The organism is Pseudomonas akapageensis (assembly GCF_011355085.1).
In the GTDB taxonomy this organism is placed as follows: Bacteria; Pseudomonadota; Gammaproteobacteria; order Pseudomonadales; family Pseudomonadaceae; genus Aquipseudomonas; species Aquipseudomonas akapageensis.
On sequence record NZ_VXCP01000049.1, the window covers coordinates 1 to 24,659 of the forward strand.

The window sequence follows — 24,659 nt, forward strand, 5'->3', positions numbered from 1 at the left end:
CGAACAGTATCGGCACCACACCCAGCGGTTTCGAAACGTTACTCGGTTGAATTACGGTAGCCCGTGGACGGGGAAGTCTGAGAAGGCGATGGAGACGTTGGGGCGGATCGGGCGGTCGTTGTGAGGGTTTGCGACCGCCTATTCTCGTTCCCGCGCTCTGCGTGGGAATGCAGTGACAGACGCACCGCGTCGCGACGCTGAGCGTCAGGAGAGGCATTCCCACGCTCCGCGTGGGAATGCCTCTCCTGACGCTCTGCGTCTGGACGCGGAGCGTCTGCCACTGCATTCCCACGCAGAGCGTGGGAACGAGAAACGGCAGCCGAAGCTGCCGTCTTTTCCCGTCAAACACCCACCCTCAAACAGTCGGAACCGACACCACCTCCCCAGCCCCCTGACGCTTGCTCTTGATCACGAAGTACGCCGCATAACAGATCGCAATGAACCCCGAACCCCAGTACAGCGAAGGCCGCTGGGTCGGATCGATGGCCAGGAACACGAACAACGAGCAGCACAGCGCAATGCACAGCAACGGCAGGAAGGGGAACCACGGCGCCGAGTACTTCAGGTCACTGACCTTGCCGCCTTGCTGGATGAACTCACGGCGGAAGCGGTATTGCGCCAGGGCGATGACGATCCAGGTCACGGTGCCAGCCATGCCGCTGACCGCCATCAACACCATGAACAGCGTGTCGGCGGCGATGAAGCTGGTCAGCAAGGACACCAGGGCAAACAACAATGTGATGCTCAGTGCGCGCAACGGCACGCGACGGGAACTCAGCGTCGACAGGCTTTTCGGTGCCATGCCGGACTTGGACATGGCCCAGAGAATACGCGTCGAGGCATACAGGCCGGAGTTACCCACCGAGAGGATCGCGGTCAGGATGACGAAGTTCATCAGGTCGGCCGCGTACGGAATGCCGACCATGTCAAACACCTGCACGAACGGGCTTTCCATCAGGCCGGCCTGCTGCCACGGCACGATGGCCGACAGCACGACAATCGCCAGCACGTAGAAAATCAGCACACGGAACACCACGTTGCGCACGGCCTGGGGAATGCTCTTCTCCGGCTGGTCGGTCTCGCCTGCGGCAACGCCCATGATTTCGCAGCCCTGGAAGGCATAGACCACGGTCATCATCACCGCGAACACCGCCGAGAAGCCGTTGGGGAACAGCGAATCGCCGATCAGGTTGGACATCAACGGTGCCGGTGCTCCGCTTTTCAGCGAAATGCCGCCGAAGATCACCATCAGGCCGACCACGATAAAGCCCAGGATCGCCGCGACCTTGATCCCCGAGAACCAGTACTCGGCCTCACCGAAGGCACGGGTGGCCAGAGCATTGAGGGAGAACAGCACCGCAACGAAGAACGCCGACCAGTACCAGATCGGCACGCCCGGGAACCAACGCTCCATCAGCATGCCGGCGGCGGTGAATTCCAGGCCGACGGTGGTGGCCCAGCTCATCCAGTAGACCCAGCCGATCATGAACCCGGTGGCCGGGCCGATGTAACGGGTGGCGTGGGCCTGGAACGAGCCGGACACCGGCATCTGCACCGAGAGCTCGCCCAGGCAGACCATGACCAGGTACATCAGCAGGCCGGCGACCAGGTACGCCAGGATCGCGCCGAACGGGCCGCCCTGGTTGATGGTCACGCCCGAGCCCATGAACAGCCCGGTGCCGATGACTCCGCCGAGGGAGAGCATGAAAATGTGCCGGCTTTTCAGGGCCCGCGTAAGGGTGATTTTTTCTTTGGTGTCGGTCATGGCGCGCGCCTCAGGATCGGATGAGGAGCGAAGCGCACGACAGGACGTCATCGCGCAGGGAAGGATCAGCTTTACGGCAATTCATTATTATTATCTCCAATAAGCCTCGAAGACCGCGTCGTGCACGGATGCCATCGATTATTGGAAAGCCATGTAAGGTCCGGTTGTACGCGAAGATCAAAGATGTAATGAGTTGTAACAAGTTTGTGCGAGCCTCGGATCAGCCTGCGATCAAGGTCTGCAACAGGGCGCACGAGCGCTGTAGGAGCACCAGAAAAGGTGCTTCCAGGCGTTGCAAGGTCGATTGATCTGCAGCCAGTGCCGCGTCCTCCAGCGCCCGCAGGCTGTCCGCCAGGGCGCAGAAACCCAATGAAGCGCAGCTGCCCGCCAGGCGGTGGGCCAGGTTCGCCACCTCGGTGCAATCATTGGCCTGCAAGGCCTCGAGCAATGCCACCTGATGCTGGTCAAGGGTGCTGCGCAACGTCTCCAGCAGCCCGTTGACCTTCGACTCGCCGAGCAGTTCGCGGTGCGTGCGCAGCAGTTGCCAGTCCACCAGCGTATCGTCGATGTCGGCTGCCGGCACAGGCGTCTCGCCAGCCAGGGCCTGGCGCAAGTGTTCCAGCTTCAAGGGCTTGGCCAGCACGCCCTGCATGCCGGCATCCAGGTAGCCGCGCACCACCGATGGCTGCACGCTGGCGGTCAGCGCGAGGATCCGGGCGTGCTGGTTGGGGCCGGTCTCGCTGCGGATCGAACGGCATAATTCGACGCCGGAACGCCCCGGCAGATGCACGTCAAGCAAAATCAGATCGAAGCGTTCGGCCCGCGTAAGCTGCAACGCTTGCTCGGCATCTTCTGCCAGGCTGACTCTGTGACCGTCGCGCTCCAGAAGACCGCTGACCACTTCCCGGTTCAACGCCACGTCTTCGACCACCAGGATATCGAGCGAAGGTATCGTCGTACTGACAGGCAGCGCAGCCACATTGCCCGTTGCTGCCTGCAGGGTCAGTTCAAACCAGAAACAGCTGCCCTGCCCTTCCTCGCTCTGTACGCCAATGCGTCCGCCAAGACGCTGGATCAGATGCTTGCAGATCGCCAGGCCCAGCCCGGTACCGCCATAGCGCTGCGCGACTTCATCACTGGCCTGGGTGAAGCGCTCGAAGATCTTTTCCTGCAACGACGGCGCGATGCCGATGCCATTGTCCGTCACGCTCACCTGCACACGCTGGCCCTGCTCATCTTCGCCCAATGCCCGTACCTCGACCTCGATCAGGCCGTGCTCGGTGAACTTGATCGCATTGGCCAGCAGATTGCTCAGCACCTGCCGCAGAAACTGCTCGGCGCCCTGGTACCTGTCCTGCACCTGCTCATCGATGTGACAGAGCAGTTCCGTGCGGTTGTCCTGCGCCTTGGGCTCCAACAGCGTGACGACTTCATCGACCAACTGGCGCAAGGAGAATTCGACCCGCTCCGGATCGCTGGCACCTTCCTGCAGCTTGGCGAAATACAGCACCTCGTTGAGAATCGCCAGCAAGCCTTCGCCGGCCTTGTACAACGCCTCCAGGCGCTTGCCATCGCGCGCGTTCAAGCCGGCGCCACGCAGCAACTGCGCCATGCCGAGAATACCGTTGAGCGGGGTGCGCAATTCATGGCTCATGGTGGCGAGAAAACGCGACTTGGCCAGGTTCGCCGCTTCCGCATCTTCCTTGGCGCGCATGAGGCTGGCGGTGCGCCGCTCGACCATTTTCTGCAGTTCGTCACGCTTGTCCTGCAGGGCCAGGCGATCGACCTCGCGTCGATGAATGTCGCTGAGAATGGCCCGGCGCATGTCATCCAAGGCATGGGCCACCGTGTCGATCTCGTCCTCGGACGGACCGCTGCGCTTGTGCAGCTTCAAGGGTTCATGCCAGTCACCGGCCGCGATCCTGCCGGCAAAATCGGCCATGACTTGCAGGTGGCGCGTCACCAATCGATAGAACAGCCACGACAGTGCAATCGCCAGGCCGCACAGGAACACTGCCATCCACAGCAGGTTGGTCAGGCCGGTGGCGAACAGTCGCCGGTAGACCGCGCCCAGATCGATGCTGACTTCCAGGGTACCCAGCGGTCGCACGTCGCCCTGGGGTGTCTGGTAGCGCAAGTCGAAACGTTCGGTACGCAAGGGGCCGGCCGGTGCATCGACACCCTGCTGCAGCTGGAAATCGCTGCTGTCCAGGCGCACCCGCGCCACATCGGGAAAGTCCACCAGGCCGCGCAGCTGTACATTCAACTGCTCCTGGTTGAGGTCCCAGAGGCTGCGGTCCAGGCTGGCCAGGTAACCGTCGCGGATCAGTTGCAGACGCGCTTCGATATCGCGCATTTCCCGGCGGTATTCGATATACAACTGCACGGTGCTGGCCAGTACCGTGAAGCACAGACTGAACAACAGAATGAACAGCAGCAGGCGCCGCAGCAATCCACCCGAACGGGTACTCATCGCGCATTCGCCGGCAGGTTGATCATGTCGCGGTAGGTCGCCTCGCTCTCGCCCAGCCAGCGCTCGATCATTCCGGCATCCACCAGGCGCTGCAGTTCGGCATCGATCTGCGGCATGTGCTCGGCCAGTGCAGAACGCTTTGATACCGCCAGGCGCAGGTAATCCACGCTCAGGGAATTGGGCAGCGCCTGAATATCGCCGCCGCCCTGCAAGTGTTCGATATAGAGCTGGCCGGTGCGGCGTTCATGGGTGATGAAATCGATCCGACCGCGCACCAGCTTGCCGAAATTCTGCTGGCTGTCCGAGACCCATTCGATATTGCCGTGGCGTGCGACGAAGCGGTCGAACGCAGGGCCATAGCTTTCCCCGAACAGCAGGCCGCCGCGGTAGCGGGCCAGGTCTTCGATGCGCTCGAACTGCACCGGATGCTTGCGATTGAAAAACACTGCGACCTCCTCGCGCAGCACCGGCACTTCGGAGAAACGCATGCTTTGCTCGCGCTGTTCGGAACTATAGGCCAACACCACGTCCACCCGCCCTTCGGCGGCATCGAGCAGGCAACGCTTCCAGTTGCCGAGCACGATGATGTCCACGTCATAACCCAGCTTGCCCAGCACCGCCTTGACCACGGTTGGCGCCAGGCCGCGCACCTGCTTGCCATCGCTCCAGGAGATCGGCGGGTAGACGGGGTAGTCGCAATAACGGATGCGCTCGTTGGCACACGCCTGGCCGCCTAGCAATATCAGCAACAGACAAAGCAGACGCGTCATGACGCTCTTCATGGAAAGTCAGGCGGCCACGACGCTGGCGGTGAACAGGTAGCCGGCGCCATGGATGGTGATGATCAACTGCGGTTCGGCCGGGTCATCGCGCAGCTTGCGCCGCAAGCGGCCGACCAGCACATCGATGGAGCGGTCGTTCGGGACCCATTCGCGGTTGCGGATCTGGTCCATCAATTGGTCGCGACTGAGGGTGTGCCCGCTGTTGCGCAGGAACACACACAGCAGTTGGTACTCGCCATGGGTCAACAGCGTTTCCGTGCCATCGCGATCGATCAGCCGGCGCCGGTCGGTGTCCAGCGCCCAGGCAGCGAACTGTTTGATCTGTTGGCGAGGTGCCGGGGCCGGAGCGGCCTGGGTTTGCGCATGGCGCACCCGGCGAATCAGGTTCTTGGCCCGCGAGACCAGCTCGCGCGGGTTGAGCGGTTTGATCACATAGTCATCGGCGCCGCATTCAAGGCCGACGATACGGTCGATCTCGTCATTGCGGCCGGTGATCAGGATGATGCCTACCTCCGATCGCACCCGCAGCTCACGGGTCAGGGTCAGGCCGTCCTTGCCGGGCAGGCGGATATCGAGCATCACCAGGTCGACTGGCGAGGTAGCCAGGTGCGCCTCGGCAAGCTCCGCCGTAGCCGCGCAGTGGACGTCGTAGCCTTCCTGGGAGAGATAGGCTTGCAGCAAATCGCGTATCAACGGATCGTCATCGACGATCAATACCCGAGGAGTCATCGCTTGGTGTCCTGCAAGTGCCGCCAAATCGCGTTCGGGGCAAGCTTTTTATTAGAGTTGTTGCATCAGGCTGGCGTCAGCCAAGGCGCAGAGTAGCCATTGCTGAACAAGTGATCAACAGTTCTCGACCGAGCGCTTGAAACGCTCGCGCCCTCCAGCCTGCACGCCGTCGACCCAGGCCTCGCAGATCTGGATGCCTTGCTCAGGGGTAAAGGTCCCGGGGTTCAGCCCCGACTCCAGCCACAAGCCATCGAGCAATGCACTGAGGCTGATGGCCGCCAGGTCCGCATCGAAATCGGTCCAGCCCTCCTCCTCCGCCAGCTCGCACAGCACCTTGCGCAGCACGGCGCGGTACTCGCCATAGGAATGCTCGTGAACCTGGTTGATGGCCTCGGCGGTCTTGACCGCGCCCCAGAACGCCAGCCAGGCATCGAGCAGCGCCGGGTCGAGCAGTTCGGGGGAGAACGAGCCGCGGAAAAACGCCGAGAGCCGTGCCCGGGCGCTTGGTGCCGCCTGGTCCATGGCCTCGCGCAGCATGCCCATGACCCGGCCGGTGATGGCCATGTAGGCTTCGGCGACCAGTTCGTCCTTGCCCGAGTAATGGTGGTTGATCAGCCCGACCGAGACGCCCGCCTCAGCGCAGATCTTGCGGATCGAAGCGCCCTGGAAACCATGACGCTTGAGGCAGACCAGGGTCGCCTCGATCAGGTTGGCCTTGCGCAGTTCGGGCTCCAGACGGGAAAAACGGGCTTCCTGGGACATCCTGGCGCATCTCCGGTGATCGCTCTTGAATTGAACGAATGTACAGCAAGTCGGAGGTTTGCACAGCACTCCTCGTTCCCACGCTCTGCGTGGGAATGCCGTGTCAGACGCTCCGTGTCGCGTTTGCCGATGTCGACGCGGAGCGTCTCTGGATGCATTCCCACGCAGAGCGTGGGAACGAGAAATCAATCCCGATATCCCGGCGACACCCGATCCAACAACCGCAACAACGCCGCCCACGCCAGCGCCATCCCGTCCGGATCGCTCAGCTCGCCCTCGGCCAACGGCCGGCCCGGCTCGTTGAACTGGCGCTCGGTGTGCTCGCACACCGCCGCCGGCGGCAGCACCAGTTTGCCCGCCGCTTGCGCCGCCAATTGAATTTCGCAGGCCTTTTCCAGGTAATACATGCGCAGGAACGCCTGGGACACCGTCTCACCCACGGTCAGCAAACCGTGGTTACGCAGCATCAATACCGACTTGTCGCCCAGGTCACGCACCAGGCGCTGCTGCTCGTCCATGTCCAGGGCGATGCCTTCATAGTCGTGGTAAGCCACCCGACCATGGAATTCCATGGAAATCTGATTGACCGGCAACAGCCCGCACTCGAGCGCCGCCACGGCACAACCGGCTTTCGTGTGGGTGTGCAGCACGCATTGGGCATCTTCGCGTGCACCATGAATGGCGCTGTGGATCACAAAACCGGCCGGGTTCACAGGATACGGCGAAGGCTCGACAGCCCGCCCGTGAAGGTCGATCTTGACCAGGTTCGAGGCCGTGATTTCTTCGAACATCAAGCCATAGGGGTTGATCAGGAAATGATGCTCAGGCCCGGGCAGGCGCACCGAAATATGGGTGAAGATCAGATCGGTCATGCGAAAGTGCGCAATCAACCGATAGCAGGCCGCCAGCTCCTGGCGCAGTTGCTGTTCGGTCACGGCGTTGAGTCCTGCAACGTCATTCATCCTCATGGCTCCCAATGTTGTTTGCGCTAAAGCTTATGGCTGGCGCCCGCAAGGCGCCAGCCATCATGGTTACTTACTGGCCCAGGCGTTGAAACGCTCTTCGAGTTCCTCGCCGTGATCGACCCAGAACGCCACGTCCATCGACAGCGCGCCGTTGAGGTTCTGCGGCGAAGTCGGGATCCATGGCGCCAGTTTCGGGTCCAGGCTCCCGGCAGCCTGTTTGTTGGTCGGTCCATAAGGAATACGGGTGGCGAAATCGACCTGGGGATCGGCCTGGTTGGTGTAGGCGATAAAACGCTTGGCCTGGTCGACGTGCTTGGAGCCCTTGATGATGGCCCAGTAATCCATACCATACAGGCTGCCCGGCCATACCAGGGCCAACGAGCCTCCGGTCTGGGCCACAGAGGCGACACGGCCGCTGTAAGTGGAGGTCATCACCACATCGCCTGCCGCCAGCCACTGCGGCGGCTGCGCGCCGGCTTCCCACCACTGGATGTAAGGCTTGAGCTCAGTGAGCTTGGCAAAGGCGCGGTCGACCCCGGCCGGGGTGCTCAAGACCTTGTAGACATCCTCGACCTTGACCCCGTCGGCCATCAGGGCGAATTCAAGGTTGTACACCGCACGCTTGCGCAGGCCGCGTTTGCCGGGGGTCTTCTGCACATCCCAGAAGTCGGCCCATGAGGTGGGTGCCTGGGCCAGTTTGCTACGGTCGTAGGCAATGGCCACGCTCCACACCATCGCCGCCGAACCACATTCCTGGGCCGCATCGGCAATCAGTTGGTCGGTCGGGATGATGCTTTTCCAGTCCAGGTGCTCGTACATGCCCTCGTCGCAGCCGCGCAACAGGTCAGGCCCTTCGATCTGCACCACGTCCCAATCGACGTTGCCGCTGTCGACCATGACCTTGATCCGCGCCATCTCGCCGTTGTACTCCGACTGCATCAGCGGGCTGCCGTCCTTGACGCCGAAAGGTTTGAAAAATGCCTCGTCCAGGGCTTTTTGCCCGGCGCCGCCATAGCTGACGACGACCATGCCAGGCGCGGCCTGGGCAGCCGCTGCGCCAATGGCCAGGCACATCAGCAATGGACGAAAAACTGTCTTGAGCGTGTTCGCTTTCATCGGGGTTCCTCTAGCAGGTATGACGCGAGGGGCGTCGTCCGTTTTTTTGTTTTGTGAGGCTGCGCCCAGGCTGGGCGTCCATTGAAGCTACGCAATCGATTTTAAAAAAACAAGTTGATTTTTTACTGGTGGTAAATTTCTATAGGCAAAATAAAAAGCCCGAACGATGGGTATCGAGGAGCTGCGCCATGCCGACCAACCAAGCCTTTTCACACCTGTTCGAACCCCTGCAGATCCGCGGCAAACGCCTGAAGAACCGGATCATGTCCAGCGGCCACGACACCTCGATGCCGACCGACAACCTGGTCAACGAGCAACTGATCGCCTACCACCGCGCCCGTGCCGAAGGCGGCGCCGGCCTGATCATCCTGCAAGTGGCGGGCGTGCACGACAGTGCGCGCTACACCTCCCACGTGCTGATGGCCACCGACGACGAATGCATCGAAGGCTACCGGCGCCTGGCCGAAACCTGCCATGCCCACGGCACCGTCGTGCTGTCGCAGATCTTCCACCCGGGACGGGAAATCATGGAGTCCAGCGATGGTCTGCTGGCCGTCGCCTACTCCCCTTCCGCGGTACCCAATGAACGCTTCCGGGTCATGCCCCGTGCGCTCGACCAGGCAATGATCGATGAGATCGTCGCCGGCTATGGCGCTGCCGCCCGGCGCTTGCATGCGGCCGGCCTGGATGGCGTGGAGATCGTCGCCAGCCATGGTTACCTGCCCGCGCAATTCATCAATCCACGGGTCAATCGCCGTACCGACGACTACAACGGCGAGCTGCCCCAGCGCCTGCGCTTCCTGCGCGAGGTCATCGCCGCCGTACGCGCCGCCACCGATGAGCAGTTCATCATTGGCCTGCGCATCTCTGCCGATGAGCGCGACCCCGAAGGCCTGACCGAAGACGAATCCCTGGCAGCGGTGCAGGCCCTGCAGCAACAACTGGACTACGTGCATCTGGTCGCCGGTACCTCGGCGTCGCTGGGCGGTGCCATCCATATCGTGCCGCCCATGGCCATCGAAGCGGCTTACCTGGCCAAGGATGCCGCCACGTTCAAGGCCAGCCTGGCCGTACCGGTGTTCGTCACCGGGCGCATCAACCAACCCCAGGAAGCCGAGCTGATCATCGCCCGCGGCCAGGCCGATGTCTGCGGCATGACCCGCGCGCTGATCTGCGATCCGCAGATGCCGAACAAGACCGACAGCGGCCGTGCCGAAGACGTGCGCGCCTGCATCGCCTGCAACCAGGCCTGCATCGGGCACTTCCACAAGGGCTTGCCGATTTCCTGCATCCAGCACCCGGAAACCGGCCGCGAACTGCGCTACGGCCAACTGCAACCGGCGGCCACGCGCAAGCGCATCATGATCGCCGGCGGCGGTCCGGCCGGTATGAAGGCGGCTGCCGTCGCGGCGCGGCGTGGTCATGACGTGACGCTTTACGAAGCCAGCGCGCAGCTCGGTGGCCAGGTGTTGCTTGCCCAACTGCTACCCCGCCGTGCCGAGTTCGGTGGCGCCAGCACCAACCTGCAACGAGAGATGGAACTGGCCGGGGTGCGGGTGGTGCGCAATACCCGGGTCGACCGCACCCTGGTCGAACGCGAACGCCCGGATATGGTGATCGTCGCCACGGGCGCCGAGCCTTACTGGCCAACCTTCGAACGTGGCGGTGAACTGCAGGTGGTGGACGCCTGGCAAATCCTGCGTGACGAGGTCAAGCCGGGGCGTTCGGTGATGGTGGTGGACTGGCGCTGCGACTGGATCGGACCGGGCATTGCCGAACGCCTGATCCGCGCCGGTCACCAGGTGCACCTGGCCGTCAACGGCACCCACTGCGGGGAAAGCCTGCCGCTGTACGTGCGCGACCACCTGGTCGGCGAACTGCATCGCCTGGGTGTGCCCATCACCCCTTATGCACGCCTGTACGGCTGCGACGACAGCACCGTGTACCTGCAACACACCGCCAGCGGCGAGCCGATGCTGTTCGAGAACATCGATACCCTGGTGCTGTGCCAGGGGCATCAGCCGGTGGACACCCTGGCTGATGAGCTCAAGGGATTGGTGGAAATCAAGCGCATCGGTGACTGCCTGGCGCCGCGCACGGCCGAGGAAGCCATCTTCGAAGGCTTGAAAGTCGCCTGGGAGATCTGATGCTGCTTTATACTCCGGCTCTTTGTCCGCCAGAGGCCTGGAGCCTGCAATGAGCAACAGCAGCCAAACGCCTTCTGCCAGCGCCGCGCCCAGCGGCGCGGCAGAGACGCATTTTCTCGGCACGCGAATCCGCGGCCTGCGCAAGCGCCGGGGCATGACCCTGGCCGCACTGGCCGAGATGAGCGAATTGACCGCCGGCTACATCAGCCAGCTGGAACGCAACCTCGCCTACCCGTCGATCCCCGCGCTGTTCAACATCGCCCGCAGCCTGGGCGTGACCATCCAGTGGTTCTTCGCCAGCGAAGCCAACACCGACCCGGAAGATGCCGGCTACGTAGTGCGCAAGAACAGTCGCCTGAGCGTGCATTACGAAGACGGTATCGTCGACCAGCTGCTCACTCCGCAACCGAACCGGCAACTGGAGATTCTCCATTCACGCTTCCCGCCGGGCACCTACAGCCAGGAAAGCTACAGCCATGAAGGCGAAGAGGCCGGCTTCCTGTTGTCCGGCAGCTTCGAGTTGTGGGTCGGAGAACGCTACTTCCAGCTCAATGAAGGCGACAGCTTCAGCTTCTCCAGCCAGGAGCCGCATCGCTACGGCAATCCTGGCGAGGTGGATGCGGTGGTCATCTGGGTGATTACACCGCCGACGTTTTGAACTAGGTCAAAGCGGCGACGGTCGCCTTGCCGTTGACCAGGCGTTGGATCCCCAGCGGGTTGCTGTCGCGCAACGCCTCGGGCAGCAATGCATCGGGATAGTTCTGGAAACACACCGGCCGCAAGAAACGGTCGATCGCCAGGGTGCCGACCGAAGTACCGCGTGCATCGGAGGTCGCCGGATACGGGCCGCCGTGCACCATCGCCTCGCAGACCTCGACACCGGTCGGGTAACCATTGAGCAATAGGCGCCCGGCCTTCTGCTCGAGCAACGCAATCAGGCCGGCACGGTCCTGCAAGTCGGCGGCTTCGGCAATCAGCGTCACGGTCAATTGACCGTGCAGACTTGCCACCGCTTGCTCCAGCTGCGCGTCATCGGCCAGTTCGACCAGCACCGTGGCCGGCCCGAACACTTCTTCCTGCAAGACCTCATCGCCTTCAAGCAACAGGCTGGCCTGGGCCTTGAACAGGTGTGGCTGGGCCTGATAGTCCGACTGCCATTGCCCGGCCAGCAGTTCCGTGCCGGGGTGAGCCTGCAAGCGCGCGATGCCTTGGGCGTAACTGCCAAGCGTGCCGGCGTTGAGCATGGTCTGTGCCGGTTGATCGGCCATGTTCGCGGCGAACTGTTGTTGGAAACGGCTGAAGGCCGGTGAGCGCACCCCGAGGATCAACCCCGGGTTGGTGCAGAACTGCCCGCAGCCTATCACCACCGATGCCGCCAGTTCAGCGGCGATGGCCTCGCCCCGCTGCTCCAGCGCCTGGGGCAGCAACAATACCGGGTTGATGCTCGACATCTCGGCGAACACCGGGATCGGTTGCGGCCGTGCCGCGGCCATGTCGCACAGGGCACGGCCACCTTTGAGCGATCCGGTAAAACCGACCGCCTGGATCGCCGGGTGCTTGACCAGCCACTCGCCGACGCCGCCACCGTAAATCATGTTGAACACGCCGCCTGGCATGCCCGTGCGCTCAGCTGCGCGGACGATTGCACTGGCCACCCACTCGGATGTCGTCATGTGCCCACTATGGGCCTTGAACACCACCGGACATCCGGCAGCCAGCGCGGCAGCGGTATCGCCGCCGGCGGTGGAAAACGCCAGCGGAAAATTGCTCGCCCCGAACACCGCCACCGGGCCGACGCCGATGCGGTACTGGCGCAGGTCCGCGCGCGGCAAGGGCTTGCGTTCAGGCATGGCAGTGTCGATCCGCGCCCCGTAAAAATCGCCCCGACGCAACACCTGGGCGAACAGCCGCAGTTGCCCGCTGGTGCGCGCCTGTTCGCCCTGGATACGCGCTGTGGGCAGCGCGGTTTCCTGGCAGACCGTGGCGATGAAGTCATCGCCCAAGGCATCCAGCTCATCGGCAATGGCCTCGAGAAACTCGCCGCGCCGCACCGCGGTCACCTGGCGATAAAGCGGATAGGCTTGCGCCGCTGCCTGGGCCGCAGCATCGACCTCTTCACGGGTCGCCTGGATGAATTGAACAGGCAGTGCCTTACCCGTGGTGGCGTCGCGGCTTTGCAGCAGCACATCACCCTGGCCGCTGCGAGCGCCCGCAATGAAGTTCTGCCCGGTGAGAGTCACCATATTGGCCTCCTTGAAGGTGATTGGGGGATGAGCGCTCACAGCGCTCGCACGCCGCCCGGTTGCAGGGGTGCGGCACTTTCGCCGATGGGGTTGATCAGTGGCGCGCCGAACGCATCGACGCTGATCTCGAAACTGTCACCCGGCCGGGTCTTGATGCCATCGGCAAAGGACAGGGTCGCCGTGCCGAAGTAATGAATGTGCACGTCACCGGGGCGCAGGAACTGGGCGTACTTGAAGTGGTGATATTCAAGGTTTTCCAGGCTGTGGCACATGTTGTCTTCGCCGCTTAGAAACTCCTTCTCCCAGACCACTTCGCCGTTGCGGCGAATGCGGCTCATGCCCGCCAGGTGACGCGGCAACTCGCCGGTGCGCAGTTCCGGACCGTAGGCGCAGAAGCGCAACTTGGAATGGGCCAGGTACAGGTAATTGCGTCGCTCGGTGACATGGTCGGAAAACTCGTTGCCGAGGGCGAAGCCCAGGCGATAGGGCTGGCCGTCGTCGCCGATCACGTAGAGACCCGTCAATTCGGGTTCCTCGCCGGCATCCTCGGCGAACGGCGGTACAGGAAACGCAGCGCCGGGGCGCACGACAATGCTGCCATCGCCCTTGTAGAACCACTCGGGCTGGGCGCCGACCTTGCCGGGCTCGGGCTTGCCGCCCTCCACGCCCCACTTGAAGATGCGCATGGTGTCGGTCAGCGCGGCTTCGCCCTGATCGGCCTGCTGGTGCATCTTGTCGCGCGTCGAAGCGCTGCCCAGATGGGTCAGGCCGGTGCCACTGATCAGGCAGTGCGCCGGGTCTTCGTGGTCCAGGGGTGCCAGCACGCTGCCGCTGCGCAGCAGGTCTGGGTAAAGCGGGCCGACTTCGCTGCCGCGCAAGGCGACTTCATCGGTCAGGGTGCGCCTGGCACGGATGGCGGCCAGGGCCAGTTCGCGGGTACTGACGGTGGCATTCACGACGTGCACCCGCTCGCCTTCGACAAGACCAACCTGACGCTGGCCGGCCACGTTTTCAAACTGAATCAACCTCATGGAATCTGCTCCCGATAGTCAGGCAAGGCACCGCTCGCGGAGCGGCGCCTGAAGTGGTCACTCGATGATGTTGAAGTCGCCGAGGTACTCGTCGCTGATTTCCAGGCCCAGGCCTGGCTTGTCGTCGTCGAGCTGAATGTAGCCCTTGACCGGTTGCGGCTCGCCCTTGAACACGTAGTAGAACAATTCGTTGCCGACTTCGACGTCGAACACCGGGAAGAACTCGGCCATGGGCGAGGCCGTGGTGGACATGGTCAGGTGGTAGTTGTGCATCTGCCCGGCGTGAGGGATCACCGGCACCGACCAGGCTTCGGCCATGGCGTTGATCTTGCGCGCCGCCGTGATACCGCCCACGCGATTGGTGTCGTACTGGATGACGTCCACGGCGCGGCGCTCGAGCAGGTCCTTGAAGCCATAGGAGGTGAACTCGTGCTCGCCGCCGGAGATCGGCATGATGCCCATCTTCTTCAGCTCGATGTAGCCTTCGATGTCGTCGGCAATTACTGGTTCTTCCAGCCAGCGCGGTTCGAATTCGGCCAGTTTGGGCAGCATCCGGCGGGCGTATTCCAGGGTCCAGCCCATGTAGCATTCGAGCATGATGTCGACGTCGGGGCCGGCCAGTTCGCGCAAGGCACGCACCTGTTCGATATTGCGGCGCATGCCCGCCGGGCCATCTTTGGGCCCGTAGCCGAAGCGCATTTTCAGCGCGGTGAAACCCTGGTTGAGGTAACCCTGGGCCTCTTCCAGAAACAGGTCGAGGTTGTCGTTGGCGTAGAGCTTGGAGGCGTAGGTCCAGATCTTTTCCTTGGTCCGGCCTCCGAGCAGCTTGAACACCGGTTTGTTCACCGCCTTGCCCATGATGTCCCAGATGGCGATGTCGATCGCCGAGATCGCCGCCATGCCGATGCCCTTGCGACCCCAGGCGTGGCTCTGGCGGTACATTTTCTGCCAGATATATTCGTTGTCGAAGGGGTCTTCACCGATGGCGATCGGGGCCAGGTAGGTGTCGATGATTTCCTTGGCCACGCGCGGCGCCAGGGCGCAGTTGCCGATACCGACGATGCCGGTGTCGGTTTCCACTTCAACCACCAGCCAGCCGTGGAAGCGGAACGAGCCCATGGCGTCACCGCGTTCGAACAGGATGTCGCTGGCGTTGGTGCAGAAGTGCGCCTGGGGCGGCACGACCTTGCCTTTCCATTCGAAGACACGGGTACGGATGGATTTGATTTTCATGTGTACAGCTCCTATCGAGGCGTCGATCAGTGGGCGCGTGCCGGTGCTACCGGCTGCGGCTTGTCGGTGGTTTGTTTGTTCAAGCGGCAAATCATCAGGGCACCGATCACGGCGACACAGGCCAGGGCGAACATGCCGGCACGCGGGTCACCGAATTGGCTTTCCATCAGGGTTTTCAGGTTCGGTGCGACGAAGCCACCGAGGTTGCCCAGCGAGTTGATCAGGGCAATGCCCCCGGCGGCGGCGGCACCGCTCAGGTAGCTGGTGGGGATGGTCCAGAACAGCGGTTGCACCGCGACGAATCCGGCCGCGGCAAAGCAGAAGGCAACGACCACCGGCACCAGGCTCGAGCCCAGCGCCGAGGCGGCGATACCGGCTGCGGCCATGCTCAGCATGCACACCGCCATGCGTCGGTGCTCGCCGGTTCGGTCGGCGTAGCGGGTCACCAGGCGGGTCACCACCAGGGCGCAGAGCCAGGGAATGGCTGTCAGCAGGCCCACGCTCAGGCCGACCTTGCCGTCGAGGAAGCTGGCGATGCGGGTAGGCAGGTAGAAGACCACACCGTACACGCTCATCTGCACCGTGAAGTAAACCAGGCAGAACTTCATGACCTGGGCGTTGCGCAGTGCATTGAAAAAGCCCGTGGGACTGTGGCCCTGCTTTTGCGAATCCTCCAGCGCCAGGCGCTGTTCAAGCGCGGCCTTCTCTTCGTCACTGAGCCAGGTGGCATTGCGCGGACGGTTGACCAGATAGAAGTAAGCAGCGATGCCGACAGTCGACGCCATGATCCCTTCGACCACGAACAGCCACTGCCAATTGCGCAGGCCGAACACGCCCTGGAACTCCAGCAGCCAGCCGGACAACGGGCCACCCAGCACCAGCGCCAGCGGCAGGCCGAAGTAGAACAGGCCCAGTGCCTGGCCGCGGCTTTGCGACGGGAACCAGTAGGTGAGGTAAAGAATGATCCCCGGGAAGAAGCCGGCTTCGGCAACCCCCAGCAGGAAGCGCAATACGTAGAAGGTCTGGGCATCGTGGGCAAACATCATCCCTGCCGAGACCAGGCCCCAGGTGACCATGATCCGGCACAGCCAGACCTTGGCGCCGAGGCGGTGCAGCATCAGGTTGCTGGGGACTTCGAAGAAAGCGTAACCGATGAAAAAGATACTGGCGCCAAAGGCGAAAGCGGCGTCGCCAAGCCCGGTGTCGGCCTGCAGGAAGGAGCGTGCATAACCGACGTTGGCCCGATCGATGAAGGCCAGCACGTACATCAGGATGAGAAAGGGCAGAAGCCGCCGACGGCTTTTCGAGATCGCCTCGGCGAGGTGCGAGGTGCTGGTGTCGATTATTGTCATTGTGAGTCTCCGCTTTGCCTTCGAGGGTTCTGCCGCAGCAACAGAACCGGCTTTTTGTCATTGGGATCGAGGTGAACTCGATGGGCTGACTGTAGCGAGACGGGTGATATCCAGCTAATCACTTATGGGCATTCAGTGATAACCCTGGGTGATAGCTTGCGATCGAGTTGAATCGGATGTTTACCTCGTTCCCACGCGCAGCAAAGGAATGCATCCGGAGACGCTCTGCGTCGCGCTCGCGCAGGTCGACGCAGAGCATCTGGCACGGCATTCCCACGCGGAGCGTGGGAACGAGTTAAGAGGGTTTTGCTTTGACCATAAAAAGCATCCCCATGCGGGTGCATGGGGATGTGGGGGAAGGTTTAAAGAGGGGAAATTCAGCGCCGCTTGGCGCCCATCCGGCAGGCGATCTCGAAGGCCTGGCGCATGGCGCCGAGGTTGGCCTTGCCCTGCCCTGCGATGTCGAAGGCCGTTCCATGGGCCGGCGTGGTGATCGGGATCGGCAGGCCGCCCTGCACTGTCACCCCTCGAGAAAAGCCCATCAGCTTGATCGCGATCTGGCCCTGGTCGTGGTACATGGTCACCACCGCATCGAAAGCCCGGGTGTCGCCCTGGACCTTGAGAAAGATGGTGTCGGCCGGATAGGGGCCATCGGCCGCGATGCCCAGTTCGCGTGCGTGCTCGATGGCCGGGCCGATGACGTCGAGCTCTTCGCGACCGAAACTGCCGTTGTCGCCGTTGTGCGGGTTCAACCCACAAACGCCGATACGCGGCGAGCTCAGGCCGCTGCGCTTAAGTTCGTTGTCGATCAACTGGATGGCTTCGAGCACCCGCTGATGGGTGATCATGGCCGGTACCTCGGCCAGGGCCACATGGGAAGTTGCTCGGGAGGTCCATAGATCATCGAGCACGTTGAACTCACAGAACGGCCCGTGGAAATCCAGGTATTCGGCGAACCAGTGCAGCTCATCGCTGTGGGCCATACCGGCCATGTGCAGCGAGGTCTTGTTCAACGGGCCAAAGATCAGTGCGTCAGTCTGCCCATCGGCGGTCAGGCGCAGGGCTTTTTCCAGTGTGTCGAGGCTGTAGCGCCCGCCGATCACACTGGCTTCGCTGCGCGGGAACTCCCCTTGGGCCTGGCCGCGGAAATTGAAGAGCAACGGCACGTCGTCGTTGAAATCCAGTTCATCGAGGCTGTGGACGATGCGATAGGGAAACTCGCAACCCGCGATCTGCATGCCACGGCGCGTTTCGACTTCATCGGCGATCAGCACGAAGCGGGCCTTGCTGCGCACATCCGCTTCAGCCAACAGGCGCGCGATCAGTTCCGGGCCGATACCGGCTGGATCGCCAAGCACCAGGGCAATACGGGGAATAACAGTCGTCATGCAAGTGACCTCCTATCAAAGGACGCATCCGTGAGGCGGATCTCGTCGGGAATCGTGCGGTAAATTCGCCGGGCATTGCCGCAAAACAGTTGAGCCTGCTGCTCATACGGCAGGTCGGCGACGATCTGCTTGAAACCGCCATAAATGTCATCGAACGAACCACACAGGCTGTCGACCGGAAAATTGCTGGCAAACATCGCGCGGTCGGTGCCGAACAGCTCGATGCACTGGCGCACGATCCAGGCGTTGTCCGTGACCGTCCAGCGCTTGCCGGCCTGGCCGATGCCGGAAATTTTCACGGCAACGTTCGGGCATTCGGCAAAACGCTCCATCGCCGCGCACCAGGCGCGCAAGGCTTCCGGGCTTCGGTCCGAGGGCAAGCCGGCATGGTTGAGAATGATCCGGGTATTGGGGAAGTCCTGCGCCAGGCGCTCGGCTTCCGGCAGGTTCCACCAGGGCGTCTGCAGATCGAAATGCAGCCCGTGCCGTTCCAGCTGCGCATAACCACGGCGCCAGCGCTCGTCGCTCATCAAACTGCGGCGGCGCCCCACCTCCAGCGGATCGATAGGGCCACCGGGCTTGTGGCGAACGCTGCGTACCCGCGCGAAACCGGCCTGGGCCGCCAGCACTTCAATCGCGTCGTCGGCATCCAGCCAGGCCTGGGCGACCACGGCGTTGGGCAGGCCATAACGCGCGGCCAGCTGATGAATGAAACGGGTTTCGCCAATGGGGTCGGTGGGGTCCCACTCAGTCTCCACATAGACGCTTTCCACGACGCGGTGCTGGCCGGTGTCGGCGCTGTAGTCCTGGGGAAAGTAGCGCCGCTTGATCGCCGAGTAATCGCCATAGCGAAAGGGGATGTTGGCACCCTCCTCCAGCCACGGATGGAAATTATTCTGCGGGTCCCAGAAATGATGATGCGCATCGACGATCGGGCCGTCGTAGAGGTTGTCAGGCATGGTTCTCACGCTCCTTGATCGGGTCCAGGGCAATCAGCAAGGTGCCGAGAATGAACACACCCGAGCAGAGCGCGAAGAAGCCGAGCACCCCGCCATAGCCGCCGAAGTACTGCAGGATCACACCGACCAGAATCGGCACGGCAATGCCACCCACGCTACCGGCCATGTTCATCACGCCTCCGACCAGGCCGACGCGAGACGGGGCGGCCAGCAGTGCCGGAAAACTCCAGTACAGGCTGCCCCACATCAGGAAGAACGCGGTCATGGCCAGCAGGGCCACGGCGGCGTGCGGGTCCTGCAGGGTCGGCAGCAGCATAAAGGCCACCAGGGCGACGATGCCCGAGACGCTCAACAGTCCCTTGGCCGCCAGGCCCCGGCGCATGCCCTTGCGAATCAGGGTGTCGCACAAAAAGCCGCCGCAGATCGACCCCAGCGCACCGCTGATGAAGATCACGAAGGTCGCGGCGCCAATGCCCTTGATGTCGAAGCCCCTGGCATTGGCCAGATAACTCGGCCCCCAGGTCAGCAAGCCGAAGAACACCATGGCCCAACTGGCACGCCCCAGCAGGATCCCGGCCAGCGACCGTCTGGCGATGCCCAGCCCCTTGACCGGCACTTTGGCCGCTGCAGCCGCCGAGGTGGCTCGGCCTGCATTGATCTTGTCCAGCTCGCGTTCATTGACCCCCGGGTGCCTGGCCGGGTCGTCACGCAGGTAGTACCAGGCCAGCCCGGTCATGGCCAGGGTGACGATACCGGCGACAAAAAATGCAATGCGCCAGGAGCCGAGCACGGCGATCAGGTAGGCAATGATCAAACCGCCCAATGCGATGCCGACAGGGCTGCCGCAGTCCATCAGCACTGCCCCGCGGCTGCGCTCACTCGGCGCCAGCCAAAGCGAATTGAGCTTGCCGCCAGAGGGAAACAAGGGCGCTTCAGCGGCGCCCAGGGCAACCCTGGCCAGCAACAACGAAGCACCGCCGGTGGCGAATGCCGCCAGGGTCTGAAAGGCGCCCCACAAACCGGTGGACCAACTGATGACGCGGCGCGGACCGTAGCGATCGATCAGCCAGCCGCCCGGGATCTGCAGCAAGGCATAGGCCCAGAAGAAGCTGCTGAGTATCAGCCCCTGCAGACTGGGCGTTAGTTGGAACTCGCCGGCAATGGTCGGCATGGCAATCGACAGCGAAACCCGGTCGATCAGGTTGATCACGGTCAAGGCAAACACGATAGCGAAGATCCGCCAACGAACTCGGCTTGCGCGTACCGTCGTTGGCGTGGCAATCGGCGCCGCCGACTCCGTGCGCAGGGCATTGGAATGAGCCATGGAACTGACCTCTGATTTATCGTTCTTGTAGTCAAGGCAGTCGGAGATCCGGGCTTGTGCCTCCGACCTATGGGGCAACTATACCCAGCTCCTTGATATAACCGTCTAATCAAACCTCTTCATACGCCTATCACCCGTGGTTATCGGAGAACTGAATCGAGCACGAATAACCTGGGGTTATCGGTGTATGTAATATTTTGACTAGACACGTATCGCTCTCGTTCCCACACTCGACCCCACCATAACAAGCATAAAAAGAGGTAGGTCCCATGCGAAACGTCTACGGGCGTCGTCTGACGCATCTGTTCGCCGCTTGCACTTTGTTCTGCGCGAGCGCCCTCCCCGCCCTGGCCGCCTGGCAGCCGGACAAGAATGTCGAGATCCTCGTCGCTGGCGGCCCTGGCGGCGGTACTGATCAGCTGGGGCGCCTTATCCAGTCGATCATCACCCAGCACAACCTGCTCAACGTCAGCACTGTGGTCATGAACAAGGGTGGGGGCAATGGCGCCGAAGCTTTCCTCGACATGAAGCTGACCCAGGGCGATGCCGAACGCCTGGTCATCGGTACCAACAACGTCTACCTGCTGCCTCTGGTGGCCAAGCTGGGCTATCAATGGTCGGACCTCACTCCGGTTGCCGCCGTGGCCGAAGATGACTTCATTCTCTGGACCTACCAGGATGCGCCCTGGAAAGACGCCAAGTCTTATTACGAGGCGGTCAAGGCCGATGCCTCGAACATGCGCATGGGCGGCAGCCAGTCCAAGGATGTCGACCAGACCCTGACCCTGCTGCTGAACCAGACTACCGGCAGCAAGCTGGTCTACATCCCTTTCAAGAGCGGCAGCGAAGCGGCGATTCAACTGGCCGGCAAGCACATCACCTCCAACGTCAATAACCCCAGCGAAAGCCTCAGTCAATGGAAAGGCAACCAACTGCAGCCGCTCTGCGTGTTCAGTCGTGAACGCATGGCCTACCCGGAAAAAGTCACCGCAGACAAATCCTGGGCCGATATCCCCACCTGCAAGGAGCAAGGCCTGGGCGTGGAGCAGTATCGTTTCCCGCGCACCGTGTTCATGCCGGGCGGTGTCAGCGATGAGCAGCGAGCCTTTTATGTCGAGCTGATGCGCAAGGTCAGCCAGACCCCGGAGTTCAAGGAATACCTCACGCGCAATGCGCTGGTGCCGACCTTCCTTGAAGGCAAGGACCTGGTCACCTACATCGAGAAAGACTCGGCCCGGGTCACACCGGTGTTCACCGAGGCGGGCTGGCTGCGCAAGTGATTCCGACAGGGCGCCCGCCCGGGCGCCCGACACCCGAGGGTTGAACATGTCTACTTCCACATCCGCGCTGGTCGGCACCCGCTGGGTCGAGCTTGGCCTGGCGCTGTTCACCGCAGCCCTGGGCGGCGTCGTCATGTATGGCAGCGCGAGCAGTGGCATCGGCTGGGACGACGCCGGTCCCCAGGCCGGCTATTTCCCCTTCTACATCGGCCTGCTGATGAGCGCCGCCAGCCTTACCACCGTCCTGATCACATTCCTGCAATGGCGCAGGCTGAGCGAAGCCTTCGTCAGCCGGGAGGCCTTCAACCGGGTCCTGAAGGTGTTCGTGCCGATTGTGCTGTTCGTCGCGAGCATGCCCTTGATCGGCCTGTACCTGGCCTCGGCCGGGTTCATTGCCTGGTTCATGTGGCGTGATCGCCAGCGTCCCCAACCCTACGGCTGGATGACCATCGTCGCCGTTGCCGGCGGCGCGGCCCTGGCCAGCTACCTGATCTTTGCGCTGTGGTTCAAGGTGCCGCTCGATGCCGGCCCCCTGGGCGACCTGGCAGCCCTGGCCCGGAGAATGCTGAAATGACTGAATTCGATTCGCTGATGCAGGGCATGAGTCTGATCATGACCCCGGGCCATATCGGCCTGATGGTGATCGGCGTGCTGCTGGGCATCCTGGTCGGCGTGCTGCCGGGCCTCGGCGCACCCAACGGCGTTGCCCTGCTCTTGCCCCTGACCTTCACCATGTCGCCGGTGTCGGCGATCATCCTGCTCTCGTGCATGTATTGGGGGGCGTTGTTCGGCGGTTCGATCACCTCGATCCTGTTCAACATACCCGGAGAGCCGTCGTCGGTGGCCACCACCTTCGACGGCTACCCCATGGCGCGCCAGGGCAAGGCCGCCGAGGCCCTCACTGCCGCCTTCACCTCTGCCCTGCTCGGTGCGCTGGTAGGCGTGTTGCTGCTGACTTTTCTGTCCAGCCGCATCGCCGCCTTTGCCATGGAGTTCAGCTCGCCGGAGTTCTTCGCGGTCTATCTGCTGGCGTTCTGTACTTTTATCGGCATGAGCAAGAATCCGCCGCTGAAAACCGTGGTGTCGATGATGATCGGCTTCGCCATGGCCGCGATCGGCATGGACACCGTGTCCGGTGACTTGCGCCTGACCTTCGACCAGCCCTGGCTGCTCTCGGGCATGAGCTTCGAGGTCGCGGTGATCGGGCTGTTCGGGATTGGCGAGATTCTCTGCACGGTCGAGGAAGGCCTGGTGTTCCGCGGCGAACACGTCAAGATCACGCCGATGGTGATCCTGCGCACCTGGAAAAAGATGCCGCGCTACTGGCTGACCTGGCTGCGCAGTACCCTGGTCGGTTGCTGGATGGGCATCACCCCGGGTGGCCCGACTGCCGCCTCGTTCATGAGCTACAGCCTGGCGCGGCGCTTTTCGAAGAACCGCGAGAACTTCGGCAAGGGTGAACTCGAAGGGGTGATCGCCCCGGAAACCGCCGACCACTCGGCCGGCACCAGTGCCCTGCTGCCGATGCTGACGCTGGGTATTCCGGGTTCGGCCACCGCCGCGGTGATGCTCGGCGGCTTGATGATCTGGGGCCTGCACCCAGGGCCCACACTGTTCACCGAACAGCACGATTTTGTCTGGGGCCTGATCGCCAGCATGTACCTGGGCAACGTCGTCAGCCTGATCGTGGTCCTGGCCACCGTGCCGCTGTTCGCTTCGATCCTGCGCATACCCTTCTCGATCATCGCCCCGATCATCATCATGGTCTGCGCCATCGGTGCCTACTCGGTGCACAACTCGATGTTCGACGTCGGCATGATGCTGGTGTTCGGCGCCCTGGGCTACCTGTTCAAGAAGCTCGGTTACCCGATCGCCCCGCTGGTGCTGGCGGCCGTGCTCGGCGACAAGGCCGAAGATGCGTTCCGCCAGTCGATGCTGTTCTCCAACGGCGAGCTGGGCATCTTCTGGTCCAACCCACTGGTGGGCGGGCTGACCACCGCTGCATTGCTGATGCTGTTCTGGCCCTTGATCGCACGCGGCATCAAGGCCCTGGGCAACCTCAAAGGAGCTCGCGTGCAACGCGCGGCGCCATGAAGCTGTAGTATCTTTTGGCAAGCCGGGCCGCGTAAGGTCCGGTTTGCTTTTTTCTCGTAGAGCCCTGCCCATGTCGCGTATCCCGGAAGCCAGCCTGATCCACAGCCGCCTGCGCCTGCGCCAACTGCGCCTGATGCTGACCCTCAAGGAGTTCGGTTCGTTGCGCCGGGCTGCCGACGAGATCGGCATGACGCAACCGGCGGCCACCAAAATGCTCCATGAGGCGGAGAGCCTGCTCGGCGTCGAGTTGTTCGAACGGCTGCCACGCGGCATGCGTGCCACGCCCTTTGGCGAGACCGTGATCTATTACGCACGGATGGTCTTTTCCGAGTTGTCGGGGATGCGTGAAGAACTGGTTGCGCTGGAGTCCGGCAACCTTGGACGAGTTACCGTCGGCGCCATTCCGGCGCTGGCGTCGGGACTGTTGACGCGCACCATTGCGACCTTGAAAAAGAGCCATCCGCGCTTGTCCATGAGCATTCAGGTCGACACCAGTGACGTCCTGGTCCAGGCCCTGCAACAGGATCAGCTGGATGTGGTGCTTGGACGCATTCCAACCGGTGCGCGGTCTGACGACCTGCTGTTCGACAGCCTCGGCGAGGAAGAACTCTGTGTGATCGCCGGGGCACAGAACCCCTTCGCCAAAGCAAAATCCCTGAGCTGGGACGAGCTGCAAGGGATGACCTGGGTCTTGCAGCAGCACCCCAGCCCCATGCGCGCTATCGTCAACCAGGCCTTCCACAATGCCCGGGTCGATATCCCCAGCAGCGTCGTGGAAACCACCTCGATCATGACCCTGCTCTCGCTGCTGCAGCAGACTGACATGATCGGCGTGACCCCTCGCTCGGTGGTTGCCGATTACCCGGGCAAACATCTGTTGGTGGAATTGCCGGTGGTTTTCGAGCCGCGCCTGCCACCCTACGGCCTGATCACGCGTCGGCACCGGATCGACTCGTCAGCCATGCAGGCCTTCATGAATGCGGTGAAGGCCGAACAGCTGACGACGACATGATGTA

General features: G+C 62.7%; 20 protein-coding genes. 6 read left to right on the plus strand and 14 right to left on the minus strand.

The annotated features are described in order from the left end of the window. Positions 1–355 precede the first annotated feature (355 nt). From F2S13_RS25570 to F2S13_RS25600, 7 genes are all read right to left on the minus strand, one after another. Positions 356–1,765, minus strand: a complete 1,410-nt coding sequence (locus tag F2S13_RS25570) for an amino acid permease (RefSeq protein ID WP_166366161.1) — start codon at positions 1,763–1,765, stop codon at positions 356–358. A gap of 220 nt (positions 1,766–1,985) precedes the next feature. Continuing rightward, positions 1,986–4,238 carry an ATP-binding protein gene (locus F2S13_RS25575; RefSeq protein ID WP_166366163.1) on the minus strand — a complete coding sequence of 751 codons (2,253 nt, stop codon included), beginning with the start codon at positions 4,236–4,238 and terminating at the stop codon, positions 1,986–1,988. Continuing rightward, positions 4,235–5,008 (minus strand): substrate-binding periplasmic protein, encoded by a 774-nt coding sequence (locus F2S13_RS25580; RefSeq protein WP_166366165.1) that lies wholly within the window; start codon positions 5,006–5,008, stop codon positions 4,235–4,237. The genes F2S13_RS25575 and F2S13_RS25580 overlap by 4 nt, the downstream gene beginning before the upstream one ends. Before the next feature lie 18 nt (positions 5,009–5,026). Next, complete coding sequence (locus F2S13_RS25585; RefSeq protein ID WP_166366167.1) at positions 5,027–5,749, minus strand: response regulator; 723 nt, start codon at positions 5,747–5,749, stop codon at positions 5,027–5,029. Positions 5,750–5,863: 114 nt separating this feature from the next. After that, complete coding sequence (locus F2S13_RS25590) at positions 5,864–6,511, minus strand: TetR family transcriptional regulator C-terminal domain-containing protein (RefSeq protein WP_166366169.1); 648 nt, start codon at positions 6,509–6,511, stop codon at positions 5,864–5,866. A 185-nt stretch (positions 6,512–6,696) separates the two neighbouring features. Next, positions 6,697–7,473, minus strand: coding sequence for a class II aldolase/adducin family protein (locus F2S13_RS25595; protein WP_166366171.1), 777 nt, complete (start codon positions 7,471–7,473; stop codon positions 6,697–6,699). A gap of 69 nt (positions 7,474–7,542) precedes the next feature. Next, positions 7,543–8,592, minus strand: coding sequence for an ABC transporter substrate-binding protein (locus F2S13_RS25600; protein ID WP_166366173.1), 1,050 nt, complete (start codon positions 8,590–8,592; stop codon positions 7,543–7,545). Between the two features lie 188 nt (positions 8,593–8,780). On the opposite strand from F2S13_RS25600, the gene F2S13_RS25605 reads away from it, so the two are divergent. Next, positions 8,781–10,739 (plus strand): oxidoreductase, encoded by a 1,959-nt coding sequence (locus F2S13_RS25605; protein ID WP_166366175.1) that lies wholly within the window; start codon positions 8,781–8,783, stop codon positions 10,737–10,739. Positions 10,740–10,788: 49 nt separating this feature from the next. Beyond that, the gene (locus F2S13_RS25610) at positions 10,789–11,397 is read left to right on the plus strand and encodes a cupin domain-containing protein (RefSeq protein ID WP_166366176.1); all 609 of its coding nucleotides are present in this window, start codon (positions 10,789–10,791) and stop codon (positions 11,395–11,397) included. 1 nt (position 11,398) lies between these two features. On the opposite strand, the gene F2S13_RS25615 is transcribed toward F2S13_RS25610, so the two are convergent. The 7 genes from F2S13_RS25615 to F2S13_RS25645 all read right to left on the minus strand — a co-directional run bounded on the left by F2S13_RS25615 (position 11,399) and on the right by F2S13_RS25645 (position 20,269). Further along, a complete protein-coding gene (locus F2S13_RS25615) occupies positions 11,399–12,982 on the minus strand; it encodes an aldehyde dehydrogenase (NADP(+)) (RefSeq protein ID WP_166366178.1) in 1,584 nt (527 codons plus the stop codon). 35 nt (positions 12,983–13,017) lie between these two features. Beyond that, positions 13,018–14,013, minus strand: coding sequence for an AraD1 family protein (gene araD1, locus F2S13_RS25620; protein WP_166366180.1), 996 nt, complete (start codon positions 14,011–14,013; stop codon positions 13,018–13,020). A gap of 57 nt (positions 14,014–14,070) precedes the next feature. Further along, positions 14,071–15,246 carry an L-rhamnonate dehydratase gene (locus F2S13_RS25625; protein ID WP_166366182.1) on the minus strand — a complete coding sequence of 392 codons (1,176 nt, stop codon included), beginning with the start codon at positions 15,244–15,246 and terminating at the stop codon, positions 14,071–14,073. Positions 15,247–15,272: 26 nt separating this feature from the next. Continuing rightward, the gene (locus tag F2S13_RS25630) at positions 15,273–16,598 is read right to left on the minus strand and encodes an MFS transporter (protein WP_166366184.1); all 1,326 of its coding nucleotides are present in this window, start codon (positions 16,596–16,598) and stop codon (positions 15,273–15,275) included. 377 nt (positions 16,599–16,975) lie between these two features. After that, a complete protein-coding gene (locus F2S13_RS25635; protein ID WP_166366186.1) occupies positions 16,976–17,986 on the minus strand; it encodes a 4-hydroxythreonine-4-phosphate dehydrogenase PdxA in 1,011 nt (336 codons plus the stop codon). Beyond that, positions 17,983–18,945: an amidohydrolase family protein gene (locus tag F2S13_RS25640; RefSeq protein ID WP_166366188.1), complete on the minus strand. Its 963-nt coding sequence runs from the start codon at positions 18,943–18,945 to the stop codon at positions 17,983–17,985. Before F2S13_RS25640 ends, F2S13_RS25635 begins: the two co-directional genes overlap by 4 nt. After that, positions 18,938–20,269: an MFS transporter gene (locus F2S13_RS25645; RefSeq protein ID WP_166366190.1), complete on the minus strand. Its 1,332-nt coding sequence runs from the start codon at positions 20,267–20,269 to the stop codon at positions 18,938–18,940. The genes F2S13_RS25640 and F2S13_RS25645 overlap by 8 nt, the downstream gene beginning before the upstream one ends. A gap of 269 nt (positions 20,270–20,538) precedes the next feature. On the opposite strand from F2S13_RS25645, the gene F2S13_RS25650 reads away from it, so the two are divergent. From F2S13_RS25650 to F2S13_RS25665, 4 genes are all read left to right on the plus strand, one after another. Continuing rightward, positions 20,539–21,549, plus strand: coding sequence for a Bug family tripartite tricarboxylate transporter substrate binding protein (locus F2S13_RS25650; RefSeq protein WP_166366192.1), 1,011 nt, complete (start codon positions 20,539–20,541; stop codon positions 21,547–21,549). Between the two features lie 46 nt (positions 21,550–21,595). Continuing rightward, complete coding sequence (locus F2S13_RS25655; RefSeq protein ID WP_166366194.1) at positions 21,596–22,123, plus strand: tripartite tricarboxylate transporter TctB family protein; 528 nt, start codon at positions 21,596–21,598, stop codon at positions 22,121–22,123. Further along, on the plus strand, positions 22,120–23,643 hold the full coding sequence (locus F2S13_RS25660; protein ID WP_166366196.1) for a tripartite tricarboxylate transporter permease: 1,524 nt from the start codon (positions 22,120–22,122) through the stop codon (positions 23,641–23,643). The genes F2S13_RS25655 and F2S13_RS25660 overlap by 4 nt, the downstream gene beginning before the upstream one ends. Positions 23,644–23,713: 70 nt before the next feature. Beyond that, positions 23,714–24,655: a LysR family transcriptional regulator gene (locus tag F2S13_RS25665; protein WP_166366198.1), complete on the plus strand. Its 942-nt coding sequence runs from the start codon at positions 23,714–23,716 to the stop codon at positions 24,653–24,655. The last annotated feature ends 4 nt before the right edge of the window (positions 24,656–24,659 follow it).